Below are 15,628 nucleotides of genomic sequence, written 5' to 3' on the forward strand. Positions count from 1 at the left end.
GCCATGCACCGGTTCCGCATCGACGCGATTGCCGATCCGCAGTCGCTGCCGCGCGTCACCGGTGCATTCGCGCAGCGCGCGATAATCCCCGATACCCTGTCGGCGCGCTTCGACGGCGAGGCCGTACGGATCGAAGCGACGATCTCAGGGCTGGACGCCCGGCAAGCGGCCGTCATTGCGGCGAAGCTGGGCGCAACCGTGGCGGCGGTCGCGGTGAGGCTGGAGGCAGTGGAGGAGGCGTTCGCCTAAGGTCGAGGTTCCCCGCCCTGCGCGGCTAGGATGCGCAGCACGTTGCCGCTCCACATCTTCTCGATGTCGGCATCGGAATAACCTGCAGCCTCGAGCCGTTCGGTCACCTTGGGCAGCGCCGAAATATCCTCGATCCCCGCAAGGCCGCCGCCGCCGTCCCAGTCGGCGCCGAAGCAGATATGGTCTACCCCGCCGACTTCGATCGCGCGCAGGACCATCGCCATGTAGTCTTCGAAATCGGCGGCCCACATCGGTTCGGTCTTGTCGAGTTCGCGCCACTTGCGGGTGAGTTCGGCCTGCTCCTCCGGTGCCATCCCGCCGATCTGCTCGTACTGCCCGAACAGCTCGGCCCGCGCCGGAGACATGTTCATCTCCGACATGAAGATGGTCGAGATGCACATCGCGCCGCCTTTCGCCGCGAGCTTGCGCAGACGCTCCTCGTCGAGATTGCGCGGGTGATCGTAGGCCGAGCGCAGGCTCGAATGCGACAGGATGATCGGATACTTCGACAGCTCCAGAAGCTGGTCGAACGCGGCGTCCGAAGAATGGCTGGCATCGATGACGATGCCGAGCCGGTTCATCTCCGCCACCCATTTCCTGCCGAGGGGACTCAGGCCGCTCCAGCGCGCTTCCCCGGTCGCCGAGTCCGCGAACTGGTTGGTCGCCGAATGGACCGGGCCGGCCATGCGCACGCCCTTGTCGTAGAATTCCTGCAGCAGCGAGAGATCTTCGCCCAGCGGGTAGCTGTTCTCGATCGACTTGAACGCGATCAGCTTGCCTTCGCCGTTGAGCCGCCGCGCATCGTCGGCGGTCAGCGCCGGAGCGATCGCACTGCCGTTCTCCGCAACCACGCCATCGATCAGGTCGGACCGCTCGCGCGCGAACGCCAGCGCATCGGCGTAACCCTGCGGTGTCAGCGGCCCCTGCTCGGTATAGATGACGAAGAACCCGCCATCGAGCGCGCCGTCCTTCATCCGCGGAATGTCGAGCTGGACGAGGTCGTTCGCCAGCGCGTGCCGGTCGGCGAAACTCCACCCTTCGCGCTCGAAATGAAGCGGCGTGTCGAGGTGAGTGTCGAGCACGAGCATGTCCGCGTGAAGCGATGCAGGCCCGGCGGGTTTCTCCTCGCCCACGGCCGAGCAGGATGCGAGCGCCGTGGCGGCGAGCAGCAGGGCGGGCTTCTTCATTTCTTGTCCTCCACGGGCTTCAGATCGAGATCCTGATAGTCCCAGCTGAAGTCGGCGATAACGCTCACCGGCTTCATGGTCACGCCGGTCACCTTGCCGTCCGCATCGAGCGCGAAGGTAACGTAGGCGGGCTCGATCGCCGGATCGTCGAATTCGGTGACGAAGCTGTCGTATTGCCAATGCTTCAGCCGCCCCGCCATGTCGGGCGTGGGGGTGAAGTCGATTCTCAGGCCCTCGGGCGTGGCACCGATCACGACGTCGCCGTACCACGCATCGCGGTACCGCCCCGCGTAGCGCGCGAGATCGAGCGAGGGGCCGACATCGACCGGCGAGGCTTGCGCCTGTTCGAGGTATTCCTTGCCCCCCTGCAGCCGGGCTTCGAACCAGTCCTGCCACTTGGTCGTCCAGTCGAAATCGGGCTGATCGAGATAGTGGTCGAGCAGGTCGTAGGTCAGGCCGAGGATCATTCCGCTGTCCTCGCTGTTCATCATGATCGCGAAACCGACGTCCAGATCCGGGATCATCACCACGCGGGTGATCGAGCCGAACACACCGCCGCTATGCTGGACGATACGGTGTCCGCGATAGTCCTGCACCTGCCAGCCGAGCGCATAGGCCTGCTGCGTGGGCTGTGCGGGCTTCAGACTGTCGGGCAGTTCGGTGATGGGCATCGGCGTCACCGGCGTCCACATCTCCCGCGCCTGCTCCTCGCTGAACAGCCGCCCGCCGCCGGGCAGCGCGCCGTGTGCGAGCTGGATCTTGAGCCAGGCCGCCATGTCCTCCGCGCTCAGCGCAAGCCCGCCTGCGGGTGCGGCGCTGCGGCCGAGTTCGTCGCGCTCGTCGAGCACCTGCTGCGGCCCGAGACCTCGCAGCACGCCCGAGAGACGGGCATGCGGCCACGAGCGGTTGGGCGTGCGGAACCGGTCCGCGCTGTCGCTGGTCGCGTTCTCCATCCCGCCTGCGCGCAATACGCGGTCGCGCATGAAGACTTCCCAGGTCTGTCCGGTGACTTCCTCGATCAACTGTCCGGCCACGGTGTAGAGGATGTTGTCGTAGGCATAGGCGGAGCGGAAGCTCGTCTTCGGCTTGAGGAAGGCCACGCGCTCGACCGTCTCGCGGCGAGTGAGACTGCTGCGCGGCACGAACAGCAGGTCGCCCTGCCCGAGCCCCAGACCGCTGCGATGGACGAGCAGGTCGCGGATCGTGATCTCGCGCGTGACCCAGGGGTCGTACATGCGGAACCAAGGCATGTGCTCGATCACCGGATCGTCCCACGCGATCTTGCCCTCGTCTACGAGGATCGCGAGCGCCGCGGCCGTCATGGCCTTGCCGGTCGAGCCGGTCTGGAACAGCGTTTCGGCGTCGACCGGTGCAGGCTCGCCCAGCTTGCGCACGCCCCAGCCGCGCGCGAGCGTCGTCTCTCCGTCCTCGACGATCGCGATCGCCACGCCGACGGCGCCGATCTCCTGCCGCAGCGCCTCGACGCTTTCGCCGATATCCGCCGGCGGATCGGCCAGCGCGGGTGCCGAGCATATCAGCAGGAACGAGAGGGCAAACAGGCGGACGTGGCTCATGACGATACCTCCGGTCGGGGTTCGCGGCCTCCGCGCAGGAGGCGATAAGTGCCGATGCCTAGCAGCGGCACGACGAAGACGGCGAGGAACAGCCAGGCAAGGAAGCGGTAGCCGCTGGCGATCAGGTCCACGAGACCCACGCGAACGGCGATGAACATGCATCCGGCGAGGATAGCCGCGCCGATCAATGCGCGCAGGGCCGGCCCCGGTGCCGGGCGTCCGCGCGATTCCAGTGCGCCGGCGATCCGTTCGTTGACCGCATGGATCGCGCCGACACCGCTTTCGAGCAGCGCGGTGAAGATCATCACCTGGAAGAGGACGTGAAAGCCGGGCACGTCCATCTGCCGCAGGAGGAAGTCGGACGGCAGGATCTCCGCTCCGATCGCCGGGTAGTAGGCCATCATCGCGGTGAAGAAGAGGATCGCCGGCAGCATGGTCAGGGGCCCGGCGACGACGCCCGCGATCAGCGCATCGCGCCGGCTGGTCAGGTGGCGCAGCACCGGCAGGATCACCACCGCGCCGACGATGTTGTAGCTCGCATAGGTGAACCCGCCCGCCATCCAGTCCCCGGCCGGTGACGGCGCGGCGGCGAAGCCTTGTCCGATCAGATCGCCGAAGCTCGTCAGCGCGAAGACGATGAACAGCGCGTAGACCGTGTAGATCAGCATCGAGGCGTATTTGAACAGGCGCTCGACCCCGGCAGTCCCGAAGGCGGTCGTCACCAGGATCGCCGCCGCCAGCAGGATCGAACCTGCCAGCTCCGGCCAGCCGAAGGTCGCCGCCCCGATCGCGCCCGCTGCGGCGCCGAACACCGCGACGATCAGGACGACGAAGATCAGATAGGCAGCCTCGAACAGCACCCAGCCGGGTCCGAGCAGCCCCTTGAAGAAAGCGCGGTAGTCGTAGGCGTTCATCGCCCGGGCGAGCGCGAAAGTCAGCGCCGCGACGACGCTCCAGATCAGCGTCGCCAGCAGCATTCCCGCCAGCCCGCCCCATGGTCCGGCCGGCACGAAATACTCCGCCAGTTCGCGCCCCGTGGCGTAGCCTCCGCCGATGATCACCGCCTTGAGCGCGAAGCCCGGCAACAGGAAGCGCTGGAACCAGTTCCCCCCGCCGACGGCTTCGCCCGTGCTCATGCGAGGCAGCTGTCGACCAGTGCGGCGAACGCGGCGCCCCCGCGGATCGGGTCGGCGACCGGGATGTTGAGCCGCTCGCGCTCCGCCGCCATCAACGCCTCAGCCTCCCCGGCGCTCAGACTTGAGGTGTTGAGGCTGACGCCGCCGCAGCGGATCACCGGATTGGTGCGGCTACCGAGGCGGATCGTGAGATCGACCACCTCCTCGACCGAGGGCAAGACGAAGTCTTCGAGCCCGAGGATCACCTTGCGCGCGGGATCGTGGCAGACGACGAAGACGTCGGGCTGGCTGCCGTGCAGCAGGCCGAGCGACACCGCGGCGTAGGCCGGGTTGAAGATCGAGCCCTGCCCCTCGATCACGTCCCAGTGATCAGCGGGCGCGTCGGGGCTCAGGATCTCCGCCGCGCCTGCTTCGAAATCGGACACGACGGCATCCATCGGGATACCGCCGCCCGCTATCATGATGCCCGTCTGGCCCGTGGCGCGGAAGTCCGCGTCGATCCCGCGCTCGACGAAGGCGCGGTGCAGCGCGAGCGCGGTGTACTTCTTGCCCAGCGCGCAATCGGTGCCGACGGTCAGCAGCCGCTTCCCGCTGCGCTTGCGCCCGTTGCCGACCGGAATGCCCGGCGGCGGGCTGCGCACGTCGATCAGCCGCCGCCCGGTGCGCCGTGCGGCCTCGGCCAGTGCCGGAATGCTGTCGAGCCGGACGTGGAGGCCGCTGACGATGTCGAGTCCCGCTTCCATCGCCTCGACCAGCGCCGCTACCCATCGCTCCCCGATGATCCCGCCCTGGTTGGCCACCCCGATCACCAGCGAGCGCGCACCCGCACTGCGCGCCTCGGCCGGCGTCATGCGCGGCAGACCGGTCGAAACCGCGCAGCCGTCCACGCCGAACTCGCCGACGCAGCGGTCGGCCGCCCAGTCGGCCAGCCCGAACGCCGTCTTGGCGAAGCTCGGCTCGGTCGTGTCGCCGAGGAACAGCAGATAGGGCTGCGGCAGCACCATGGCGTCGGCCCGCCGGCCGATCGGAGCGTTCATCTCGTCCACCCCTCCCCGCTCAAAAGGCCATGTCGACCGCGAGGCCGATCGTGCGGGGTTGCAGCGGCGAGATGGCCAGGAAACTGGGCTGGTTGAGCCCGTCGGCCAATGTCGTCCGCCCCATCTCCCCTTTGTTGTCGAGCAGGTTGCGGGCGTAGGCGCGCAATGTCCAATGGTCGTCGAACGTCACCGAGGCGTTGAGATCCACCGAGGTGTACGGCTTCGCCCGGGCCGCGAGCGGATCGCTCTCCACGAGCGAAAGGCGGCTGCCGGCATGGCGGACGCCGACGCCGAAGCTTCCGGTGTTTGATGCGCCGAGCGCGAACTCGTAGTCGGCGCGCACCGCGCCGCTGAACTTGGGAACCGCGGGCAGGCGGTCGCCGTCCATGCCGCTGATCTCGGGCACGTCCTCGCTCAAGGTCGCGTCGGTGTAACTGCCGGTCGCACTGATCGTCAGGCCGGGCGACGGGCGCAGGGCGATGCTCCCTTCGAAGCCCTTGCTCGTCGCCTTGCCCCCGTTGGCGCCGCCGGAAACCCCGCCGAACGCGCGCGTCACCTGGATGTCGGTCCAGTCCATCCAGAAGGCTGCGATGTCGAGAGAGATCATGCGGTCGGCGAGATCGCCTTTGAAGCCGATCTCGTAGTTGGTCATGCGGTCTGCATCGACGCTCGGCGGCACGTTGGGGACGATCACGTTGGGGCCGCCAGGGCGGTAGCCCGTCGCCACCCGTCCGTAGAGCATCGCGTTCTCGTTCAGGTGGATTTGCGGGCTGACCGAGAAGGTCCACACGCTTTCGGCCGACTTACCCGGGTCGTTCGCGCTCGGCACGATCGCCCCCTCGCTGATCTGACGGAAGGTCTGTTCGTTGCGCGCCCAGCGCAGGCCGGCGGTGATGTCGAACATGTCGCTGAACTTGTAGGTGCCGTTGCCGAAGACCGCGTATTCCTTGTAGGTCGCAGGCAGGCCGACGGTCGCCAGCGGATCGAGCGGTGCGATCGGATTGCCGTCCATGTCGAACGAGCGGACGAGTTGGACGTTGCTGGTCGTCTCGTCGGTGAAGAAGCCGCCGATCATCCATTCGAACCGGTCGCCGGTCGGCGATGCGAGGCGCACTTCCTGGGTCCACTTCTCGAGACCCAGGTCGAGCGCGAAAGGCGTGATCCCCGGAGCAATCGCGCCGCCCGTGAGCAGCGGGAAGAGAACGCCGAAGGCGTAGCTCGCGTCCTGCAACTGCCGGCTCTGCGTCTCGCTGTAGGTGGTTGCGGAGGTCAGTATGGCCGGACCGAAGTCGTAGTCGATCGTCGCCGAATAATACTCGAGATCGATGTCGTAGGATTCGGGGACGAAATTGTTGAACGAGCGCCCGTCGCCCAGCCGGTTGCCGTCGAGATCGGCGGCGTAGAGCGCGTTGCCGTCGGAATCGAGGGACTGCCAGATACCGGCCAGCTTGACGCTGAGTTCCGGTGTGGCCTGCCACAGCAGGGCAACGCGGCCGCCGCGCTGTTCGTAATCGTTCTGATCCTCGAGCGCGGGATTGTTGATGCTGTCGACCCAGCCGGGCGTGCTGCGCCAGGCAAAGCTGCCGCTGATCGCCAGCTTGCCCTCCACGATAGGCACGTTGACCAGCGTCTGTGCTGCCCAGCCGAGTCCATCGCCCCCCTTGATGCTGAATCCTTCGACACCGCCCCGTACCCGGAACTCGCGGGTGTCGGGCTGTACGGTCACGTATTTTACCAGGCCGCCGATCGAACTCGCGCCATAGAGCGTGCCCTGCGGTCCCTTGAGCACTTCAACCCGTTCGAGATCGTAGGGCATCAGATCGATGGTGAACGCCCCGGCGCGATTGTAGATCGCGCTCGATCCGACCGGCGCGTCGTCGAGATAGATGCCGACCGTCTGCGCGGCCGAGATCGGCGCGACGCCGCGCAAGGTGATCGTGGTCTGTCCCGGCGTGCCGAAGTTGGAGACCTGCATGCCCGGCACGTACCCAGCATAATCGACCAGGGAGACGGCGCCCTGCTCCTTCAGTTCCTCCCCGCCGACGACACTGATCGAGATCGGCACGTCCTGCACGTTCTGCACCCGCTTCTGCGCGGTGACGACGATCTCGTTTTCGGTCTCGACCGCCGTATCCTCCTGCGCCTGCGCCGGCATGGCGGCCGCGAAGGCGAGCACGCTTCCTGCAATCCAGAGATTCTGTTTCATCGTCTCACCCCCACACTGCGCGAGCAGCCGGCGGAAATTCCCGCCGAGCACCGCCCGGATGTTGTCGTTGGAATAGCCGCGGCGGATCAGTTCCTCGGTCAGATCGAAGATCTTGCGGGGATGATCGAAGCCGTCGATGTCGATCTTGTCGCGGAAGCCGTAGCTTCCCTTGTAGCTCGCCTTCAGGGCCGCGTATTCGTCCGGCACCATGTCGTCGTAACCATGGAGATCGGCATCGGAGCCGATGCCTACGTGTTCGATACCGACCAGCTTCGCGACGTGATCGATATGATCGACCATGTGGCTCACGCTCGTCGGATCGGCCGCGCGAATGAACATCCGCACGCCGGTAATACCCATCACACCGCCCTTGGCGGCGAGCGCCCTGATGGCCTCGTCGGTCTTGACCCGCGGGTGATCGACCAGCGCGCGCGCATTGCTGTGCGTGATCGCGATCGGCCCCTGGGCGATGGCGATCGCATCGAGCGTGGTCCGGTCGCCGCAGTGCGATACGTCGACCAGCATCTTCGCCTCTTCCATGGCAGCGATGATCGCCGCACCGAAATCGCTGACGCCCCCGTCGCCCCGCTCCGTGCTGCCCGAACCGATCAGGTTCTGGCTGTTGTAGGTGAGCTGAGCGCACCGCAGGCCGAGGCTGCGAAAGCGGGCGACGTCTTCCACCGTCTCGAACTGCTCGGCATTCTGGATGCCCATGATGACCGCGCACTTGCCCTCGGCCTTGGCCCGGTCGAGATCCTCCACGCGGCCGGCGAGGGTGAAGACGTGGCTGTTGCGCCCCACGAACCCATGCCACCCGGCAAGGTATTCGAGCGCCTGCTCCTGCGCGTCCGGTCCGCCCAGGCCGACCGCGTTGTGAAAGCCGGTGATGCCGCTGGCCCAGAACTCCGCCGCTTCGGCATCGGTCAGCCGGTGCGCGACATAGGCGGGGTTCATCGTGATCTTGAGCGGCGCGAGCATGTCGATGACGAGCGTTTCGGCCACGAGGTCGACCGCACGGCGCGAGTAGGTGCGCCCCGGCGCGCCGGAGAAGGCGAATGCACCCGTGGCGATCATCGGCGCCGCCACGGCTGCGCCGATCGCGCCCGCCATGACCGCGCGCCGCGTCGCGGGGAATGAACGCGCCATTCCTTCCTCCCTCAAGATTATCTGTTTTGCCGAGTATTTGTCCTGATTGGAAAATTGTCAACCCATTCAGGACATATCCGCCAACTAATGCCCCCAGACCTCCGGCGAGCAGTGGATCATGCCATCGCGGTAGCGCACGCCCGGCGTGCGATCGCGCGCGAGGAAGGTCGGCCCGTCGAGATCGACGATGTCGCAGAGCTGGCCCACGAGGTAGGAAGGCGCCATCGACAGGCTCGTGCCCATCATGTTGCCGACCATGACCTCGAGCCCGAGCTGCCGTGCCTGGCGCGCGATCGCGAGCCCCTCCGTCAGCCCCCCGCACTTGTCGAGCTTGATGTTCACCACATCGAATCGCCCGACCAGCGAGGGCGTATCGGCGAGCGACAGTGCACTCTCGTCCGCGGCGAAAGGCAGCGGGCGCTTCAGTCCGTCCAGATCGCTCTCCTGCCCGCGGGGCAGCGGCTGTTCGAGCACCGCCATTCGATGCTCGACGAGCACCTCGAGCAGGGCCGGAAGCGTCTCCCGCCGATAGCCCTGGTTGGCATCGACGCCGATCCATGCCTGCGGCCGCGCTGCGCGGATCGCCGCGACACGGGCCGCGTCCTCGTCAACGTCGCCGGTCAGCTTGACCTTGACCGGCGCCAGCGGGTCGATCGCGCGCGAGGCAGCTGCCATCGCCTCGGGCGTGTCGGCGCCGAGCGTCAGCGTCGAGCGCAGCGGGCGCGGTTCCGGGAGGCCTGCCAAGTCCCACACCGGCCTGCCGGTGCGCTTCGCCTCCAGATCCCAGTAGGCGCAGTCGAGCGCGTTGCGCGCGCCGCCGGGCGGTAGCAGCTCCTGCAGGTCGTCGCGCGTTGCCCCCGCCTCGATCGCGCTCCGCACCCGTTCGGCCTCGGCGAGCATGTGGTCGGCGTCGTCGCCGAGGTAATAGACTCCCGCACCCTCGCCCCGCCCGCGATGCTCGCCGTCCACGATCTCCGCGACGAGCAGTGCAGTCTCGCTGAACACATGGCCGGAGATGCGGAACGGCTGGTGATAGGGAAAGCGCTCGACCCGAAGGTCGAGCGCCAGTTTCCGCCTGTCTCGCGTGGCCATCAATAGACCATCGAGAAGCCGTAGAGATTGAAGGCGAAGGTCACCCAGACCAGCACCAGCGCCGCCAGAACCAGCAGGGCGCCGCCGACCTTCATCGTCCACCGCCGCCCGTCGCGGAAGCAGAGCCACAGGTGCCATGCCGAAGCAGCGAGCAGACCGATCGTCGCCACCGGCGTCAGCACGCGCAGCAGGATGATGAGCCAGTCGAGCGGGCCGCCGAGGCTGCCGATGTCGCCCATGAAGGTCACCACCAGCATGACCCAGCCGAAGACCGCGAGCAGCACCAGCCAGGCGAAGATCCGCGACAGGCGCCACGCCTTGCGGGCATGGTCCTCCAGCGCAAACGTCGCCTGGAAGTGCCGGCGAACCAGCGCACGCACCGGCCAGGCGAGCGCGGCGAGAAGCACCAGCGTCAGGGCCAGAAGCAGTGCGGGCACCAGCCATGCGCCGTTCGTGCCTGCCGCGGCCGGTTCGAGCACCATGAACGGCGAGACCGCATCGGTGCTTACGCGAACGACGCGGCCGTCCTTCACTTCGGCAGCCAGCCGCTCACCGGTGGCAGTGTCTATCCAGACGAACGGCTCGACCTCCACCCAGTCGCGCGCAGCGGCGCTGAGGCCATCGAGCGCCGGCATGGCGATCTTGCCATCCTCGCCCACCACGATCTGCATCTGGCTGAGCAGGCCGAGCACACTCATGAAGTTCGTGAACGAACCGCGGCTCGACACGTAGTGGCCCGCCAACATCGCGGCATGCTCACGCGCAGTCTCCGGGTCGACCCGTGCGGTCGGGTCCGCGCCGGGCAGATAGCGGTCGGCGAATTCGTGGAACAGTGCGCTGCGCAGCGCCTGCGCCGCCCCTTCCTTGCCCGCGCTGTTGACCGAGACGAACAGCCCGATGTCGTCCTCCGGGAACAGCCAGAGGTACGAGTGGAACCACTCCGTATCGCCGCCATGGCCGATCGCCCGGCGGCCGTTGACCCATTGCTCGTAGAAGCCGAGCGCCATCGTGTTGAGCGGCCCCACGCCCGGCGCACGATAATCGTGCATCGTCCGGGCAGTCTCCGGCTGCAGCAGGGCCCCTCCCTCGTTGAGGTGCGCCATCATGAACTTGCCCATCGCCGCGCCCGATGCGGACAGGCTGCCTGCCGGTGCGGGAATGACGATCTCGAACGGCTTCGCCTTCTGGGCCACCGTCGGATAGCCGCTCGACATGAACGGCTGCAGCGCTGCCGGAAGCGGCTGACGGAAGGTCGCGTAACGCATTTCCAGCGGCGCGAAGATGTGCCGCTCGACATAGTCGTCAAACGGCTCTCCGCTCACCCGCTCGACGATATATCCGGCGAGCGCGGTGGCGTAGTTGGAATAGGCGGGCGTCGTGCCGGGCGCGAAGACCCGCTCGGGCAGCGCCTCGCGCGCATAGGCCTGGAGCGGCATGACCGCATCCGGGTCGCTGCTGATCAGGTGGCGGATCGATTCCTCGAAACCGGCCGTGTGGGTCAGGATGTGGCGCAGCGTGATCGGCTCGCCCTCGTACGGCGGAATCTCGAAGTCGAGATAGGCGTTCACGTCCCCGTCGAGATCGAGCTTGCCCGCCTCGACCTGCTGCATCACCGCCGTCCAGGTGAACAGCTTCGACACCGAACCGGGCCGGAACAGCGTGGTCGCCGGATCGACCGGTTTGCGCGTGGCGACGTCGGCGAAGCCGTAGCCCTTTTGCAGTACCGGCCCATCGCCGCGCACGACCACGACCACGGCGCCGGCAATCTGCCCGCGATCAAGCGCGAACGGCATGAAGCCGTCGAGCCAGGCCTCGACGTCGGCCGCATCGAGTTCGGCACGCTCGGTCTGTGCGGCCGACGCCGGCGGCACGGAGCTCTCCGGCTGTTCCGCCGGTTGCTGCGGCACCGGCCCCTGCGCTACCAGGGGCAACGCCAGCAGCGCGGCCAGACCGATCATCAGCTTGCGAACAAAACGCATCGCTCTTTCCCCTCCCCTACGGCTCCGCTCGTGACACCTTGCAGCATCTTCGGCGAGCCCTTACCAAGGAACAACAGTTGTTGGCCCGATGGGGACATAATGATCCTGATTGGAAAATTGTCAAACCCGAGTTGGAAGATTTGATGGCGGACGCTGCCGATCCGCCGACGCTGGGAACGGTGTTGCGCGGCATCCGCTCGCGAAACGGCTGGACGCTCAAGGAGATGAGCGCCCGGTCCGGCATCCCCGTGTCGACGCTCTCGAAAGTCGAGCATGACCGCCTGACGCTGAGCTATGACAAGCTCCAGCAGCTCAGCCAGCGGCTCAACATCCGCATGTCCGACCTGTTCGCGGAAGGCGCGGAGGAGAGCGCGCCGCGCGTGACCGGCCGGCGCAGCATCGGTACGCTGGACCAGGCGGTGCGCGTCACCACCGACAACTACGATTACCACTACCTCTGCACCGATCTGCGCCAGAAGCGCATGATCCCGATCATCACCCGCATCCGCGCGCACAGCGCCAGCGAATTCGGCGACCTCGTCCGCCACCAGGGCGAGGAATTCATCTACGTCCTCGAAGGCCAGATCGAGGTGCATTCGGAATTCTACGACCCCGTCCTGCTCAAGGCCGGGGAAAGCATCTATCTCGATTCGTCGATGGGCCATGCCTACGTGGTCGCGAAAGGCTGCGAGGAAGCGCTCGTTCTCGGCGTCTGCTCAAGCGCCGACGAAGGCTTGATGGATTCGCTGATGAACCTCCACGGCTGATCCGGCCGCGGTATCAGGGAGGTGGTGAGCCCGCCGGGCTCGAACCATCCTTACGGATACATGCCGTAGCTCTGGGATTTTCTCGCCCGGCCCACAAAATTCCAGATCATAGCCGCCATTTCCACGGCCGTTTTCGGCTATCGCCTCAGACCAACCTGTTATTGACATAAGAATATGTCATAATATGGTGGATATGCCTTTTCCAAGGGCCGATTTACGAGTAAAATTCTAAGCTTAAAACATATCACAATAGACTCATAACTTATGCCTTGAGGAACAGTGTGAGAGGCGGAATCCGCTCACGCAAAGCGCGTCGCTTTTCCAAATCGATCGTGTTCCGCCGGCCTGGGTCGTCCGGCAATGAACCAGGGATAGTCATCCATCCACGGAGAGAGAAATGAAGCACAGCACAATAAGCGGAAAGATTCTTTACACTTCCCGTAAACCTGGTCGTGAAGGCCAGGAGCGCGGCCGCGAGTATTTCACCTTTACGAAGCATAGCAATGGCTCGCGGACCCTGCGCGCGCTGTGCGAGATCGAGGAACCCGATCCGACGGTTCTGCGCGACATCACCTACAGCCTGGACGCTAACGACATGCCGACGGATTGCTTCGTCCGGCTGATGATCGGTGACGAATTCATGGGGGCGGGATTGTTCCGCATTCTCGAAAACGAGATCGAATGCGAGAGCTTCGGACCATCGATCGGAAGAATCTCACAGCGCCTGCCTATCGTTGGCAAGTATGACGGTTTTGGCACGCATCCTATTTCGGGCGACGCCTATATCACGAAGAAAATGGACCGTTCCAAAGGACCACACCAGCGCGCCCTGCGCACCTTCCTGCCCTCCCCGGACCATCGCGGCGCGACACCCCCACTGCTCGACGAAGTCAACATGGAACTGGCCTATGTCGGCGAAGAGACGGTGACGGTCGCGGCCGGCACGTTCGACGCCTATCATTACCGCTTTTCCGATGAACATGGCGGCATGGCGACGACCAGCGGTGCGCATCCCGACTATGACGTGTGGGTCACGGCCGACGACGACGCCATTTTCCTGAAGGGCGGCGTCGGAGGCTATATGCAGACTTGGTACGAGCTTACCGAACTGACCCGGCGCTGAGCACTGCCGCGTCGCCGGCCCAAGTAGCGCCGGCGACGCGGAATACCGCAGCCCTGCCGGCTATCAGCTCTCCTGCAGATCCGGGACCATGACCTGACGGATCGCTTTGCCGTCGGCGAGCTTGTCGAGCAGACCGTTGATCTCCGTGAGCGGACTGATCGAGGTCAGAAGTTTTTCGACCGGCAGCCGTCCGTTTTTCCACATCGTGATGTAACGGGGTATGTCTCGCGCCGGAACGGCCGATCCCATGTAGGAACCGATCAGGGTCTTCCCCTCCGCCACGAGCGAAACGGCTGGAATGTCCAGCCGCTCGGCAGGGTTCGGCAGACCGACGGTTACGATGCGGCTACCGCGCCGCCCGGCTTCGTAGGCAGCCTTGAGCACTGCGGCCTTCCCAACCGTTTCGATCACCACATCCGCTCCCCCCTGGGGGAAAAGCGCAGGCAGGCGCTCGGCCGCTTCCTCCGGACCAAAGGCGATGGCGCCAAGTTCTTCGGCAAGTGCGCGCTTCTCCGCCGAAGGATCTATGGCGCACAGGATGGCCGCACCGGCCGCACGAGCTGCAAGCAATGCGGACAGACCCACTCCGCCCAGGCCGTAGATCAGGATGCTTTCGCCGGCGCGCAACTGGGCGGAGTTGATCACCGCTCCAGCGCCCGTGAGCACTGCACAGCCGAACAGTGCCGCGATGTGTGGCGGAATATCGGGAGCGACCTTCACGGCCGAACGGCGATCGACGACGGCATGCGTCGCGAACGCGGAAACGCCGAGGTGATGGTGCACGTCCCCGCCGCAGCCATCATGCAGGCGGCGCCCGCCATTCAGCAAGCGCCCTTCTCCGTTGGCGGCGGCACCCTCGGAGCACATGTAGGGCTCGCCGCCGTGGCACGCCGCGCATTCGCCGCATGAGGGAAGGAAGGCGAGGATGACCCGGTCGCCAATCGCGAACTGTCGTTCGTCGGGCGAGCCGAGACCCTCGACTATCCCCGTCGCTTCATGCCCCAGCGCCATCGGCATCGGACGCGGACGATCGCCGTTGATGACCGACAAGTCCGAATGGCACAGGCCAGCGGCGTCGATGCGGACCAGCAGTTCACCCGGCCCCGGCGGATCGAGAGTCAGCCCGGTCAGCTTGAGCGGCGCCTCGTCCGAATAGGGGCGAGGATTGTCTCCCGAGCGCTCAAGTACGGCGGCGGTGATCTGCATCCCATTCATCCTCTTGCAAACGTCATTGAAGGTGGGTCGGAGCCGACCGCGAAACGAGGCGCGCGGACTATTTCGACCACTTCCGTTCGAAATCCCAGACTTCCCGAAAGCCGATCATTTCGCAGAACGTCCGGAAATCGAACATCGGCATGTCGGCGGGTTCGCCGTCTCCCTCGTCCCGCAGTTTGACGAAGGCGGTCTCCATGGCGGAGGCTGCGATCAGGCTCGACAGGGCCGGATAGATCGCAAAGGCATAGCCGATGTCCGTCAGCACGTCGGCCTTGAGGATCGGGGTAGATCCGCCGTTGGCCATATTGGCCATCACCGGCAGGTCGAAAGCGGCGCAGACCTTGCGCATCTCTTCTTCGCTTTCCATCGCTTCCGGGAAAAGGATGTCCGCGCCGGCCTCGGCATAGGCCTCCAGCCGGCGCAGCACGGCGTCCATGCCTTCCGACTGGCGCGCGTCACTGCGGGCGATGATCAGCATGTCCTCACGCGTGTCCGCAGCGACCTTGATCTTCTCCGCCATCTCCTCGACCGGGATCACCCGGCGATTGGGCGTGTGGCCACACTTCTTGGGAAACTCCTGATCCTCTATCTGGATCGCGGAGACGCCCGCCGCTTCGTATCCCTTGACCGTGTGATGGACGTTCAGCAGCCCGCCGAAACCCGTATCGGCGTCCGCGATCAGTGCTGCCTTGCTCGTGCGCTTCAGCGTGGCCATGCGATCCAGCATCTGCGTATAGGTCACGAGCCCGGCGTCGGGCAGGCCCCACGCCGACGCCGTCAGCCAGTATCCCGTGCCATAGACGATGTCGAAACCGACTTTGTCCGCGATGACGGCCGCGATCATGTCGTGAACGCCGGGCACCACGAAGAAGTCTCCGGCCGCGAGCTTGTCGCGCAGGCGGGTGTCGGTCATGAAA

Annotated in this window: 12 protein-coding genes; 3 read left to right on the forward strand and 9 right to left on the reverse strand. The window is 65.9% G+C overall.

Annotated features, from left to right (window positions below; genetic code table 11):
* Positions 1 to 3 precede the first annotated feature (3 nt).
* Positions 4 to 249: a hypothetical protein gene (locus JNO53_RS10945; protein WP_203110864.1), complete on the forward strand. Its 246-nt coding sequence runs from the start codon at positions 4 to 6 to the stop codon at positions 247 to 249.
* Here the strand turns inward: JNO53_RS10945 and JNO53_RS10950 are convergent.
* The 7 genes from JNO53_RS10950 to JNO53_RS10980 all read right to left on the reverse strand — a co-directional run bounded on the left by JNO53_RS10950 (position 246) and on the right by JNO53_RS10980 (position 11,606).
* The gene (locus JNO53_RS10950; RefSeq protein ID WP_203110866.1) at positions 246 to 1,436 is read right to left on the reverse strand and encodes a dipeptidase; all 1,191 of its coding nucleotides are present in this window, start codon (positions 1,434 to 1,436) and stop codon (positions 246 to 248) included. The genes JNO53_RS10945 and JNO53_RS10950 overlap by 4 nt on opposite strands.
* On the reverse strand, positions 1,433 to 3,010 hold the full coding sequence (locus tag JNO53_RS10955) for a serine hydrolase (RefSeq protein ID WP_203110868.1): 1,578 nt from the start codon (positions 3,008 to 3,010) through the stop codon (positions 1,433 to 1,435). The genes JNO53_RS10950 and JNO53_RS10955 overlap by 4 nt, the downstream gene beginning before the upstream one ends.
* On the reverse strand, positions 3,007 to 4,146 hold the full coding sequence (locus tag JNO53_RS10960; RefSeq protein ID WP_203110870.1) for a YkvI family membrane protein: 1,140 nt from the start codon (positions 4,144 to 4,146) through the stop codon (positions 3,007 to 3,009). Before JNO53_RS10960 ends, JNO53_RS10955 begins: the two co-directional genes overlap by 4 nt.
* Complete coding sequence (locus tag JNO53_RS10965; RefSeq protein WP_203110872.1) at positions 4,143 to 5,183, reverse strand: DUF1611 domain-containing protein; 1,041 nt, start codon at positions 5,181 to 5,183, stop codon at positions 4,143 to 4,145. Before JNO53_RS10965 ends, JNO53_RS10960 begins: the two co-directional genes overlap by 4 nt.
* A 19-nt stretch (positions 5,184 to 5,202) precedes the next feature.
* A complete protein-coding gene (locus JNO53_RS10970) occupies positions 5,203 to 8,535 on the reverse strand; it encodes a TonB-dependent receptor domain-containing protein (RefSeq protein WP_203110873.1) in 3,333 nt (1,110 codons plus the stop codon).
* Between the two features lie 84 nt (positions 8,536 to 8,619).
* Complete coding sequence (locus tag JNO53_RS10975; RefSeq protein ID WP_203110875.1) at positions 8,620 to 9,627, reverse strand: dipeptide epimerase; 1,008 nt, start codon at positions 9,625 to 9,627, stop codon at positions 8,620 to 8,622.
* Positions 9,627 to 11,606, reverse strand: coding sequence for a serine hydrolase domain-containing protein (locus JNO53_RS10980; protein WP_203110877.1), 1,980 nt, complete (start codon positions 11,604 to 11,606; stop codon positions 9,627 to 9,629). The genes JNO53_RS10975 and JNO53_RS10980 overlap by 1 nt, the downstream gene beginning before the upstream one ends.
* Before the next feature lie 143 nt (positions 11,607 to 11,749).
* Between JNO53_RS10980 and JNO53_RS10985 the strand changes: the two genes are divergently transcribed.
* Both JNO53_RS10985 and JNO53_RS10990 read left to right on the forward strand, forming a co-directional pair.
* Positions 11,750 to 12,373 (forward strand): helix-turn-helix domain-containing protein, encoded by a 624-nt coding sequence (locus JNO53_RS10985; RefSeq protein ID WP_203110879.1) that lies wholly within the window; start codon positions 11,750 to 11,752, stop codon positions 12,371 to 12,373.
* A 397-nt stretch (positions 12,374 to 12,770) separates the two neighbouring features.
* Complete coding sequence (locus JNO53_RS10990) at positions 12,771 to 13,496, forward strand: hypothetical protein (protein ID WP_203110881.1); 726 nt, start codon at positions 12,771 to 12,773, stop codon at positions 13,494 to 13,496.
* Positions 13,497 to 13,559: 63 nt separating this feature from the next.
* Here JNO53_RS10990 and JNO53_RS10995 read toward each other — a convergent pair whose 3' ends face one another.
* Both JNO53_RS10995 and JNO53_RS11000 read right to left on the reverse strand, forming a co-directional pair.
* Positions 13,560 to 14,702: an alcohol dehydrogenase catalytic domain-containing protein gene (locus tag JNO53_RS10995; protein ID WP_203110887.1), complete on the reverse strand. Its 1,143-nt coding sequence runs from the start codon at positions 14,700 to 14,702 to the stop codon at positions 13,560 to 13,562.
* Positions 14,703 to 14,769: 67 nt separating this feature from the next.
* Positions 14,770 to 15,624 carry an isocitrate lyase/PEP mutase family protein gene (locus tag JNO53_RS11000; RefSeq protein ID WP_203110889.1) on the reverse strand — a complete coding sequence of 285 codons (855 nt, stop codon included), beginning with the start codon at positions 15,622 to 15,624 and terminating at the stop codon, positions 14,770 to 14,772.
* Positions 15,625 to 15,628: the final 4 nt, after the last annotated feature.

It is taken from the genome of Altererythrobacter sp. C41 (genome assembly GCF_016803135.1).
Classification (GTDB): Bacteria; Pseudomonadota; Alphaproteobacteria; order Sphingomonadales; family Sphingomonadaceae; genus Pelagerythrobacter.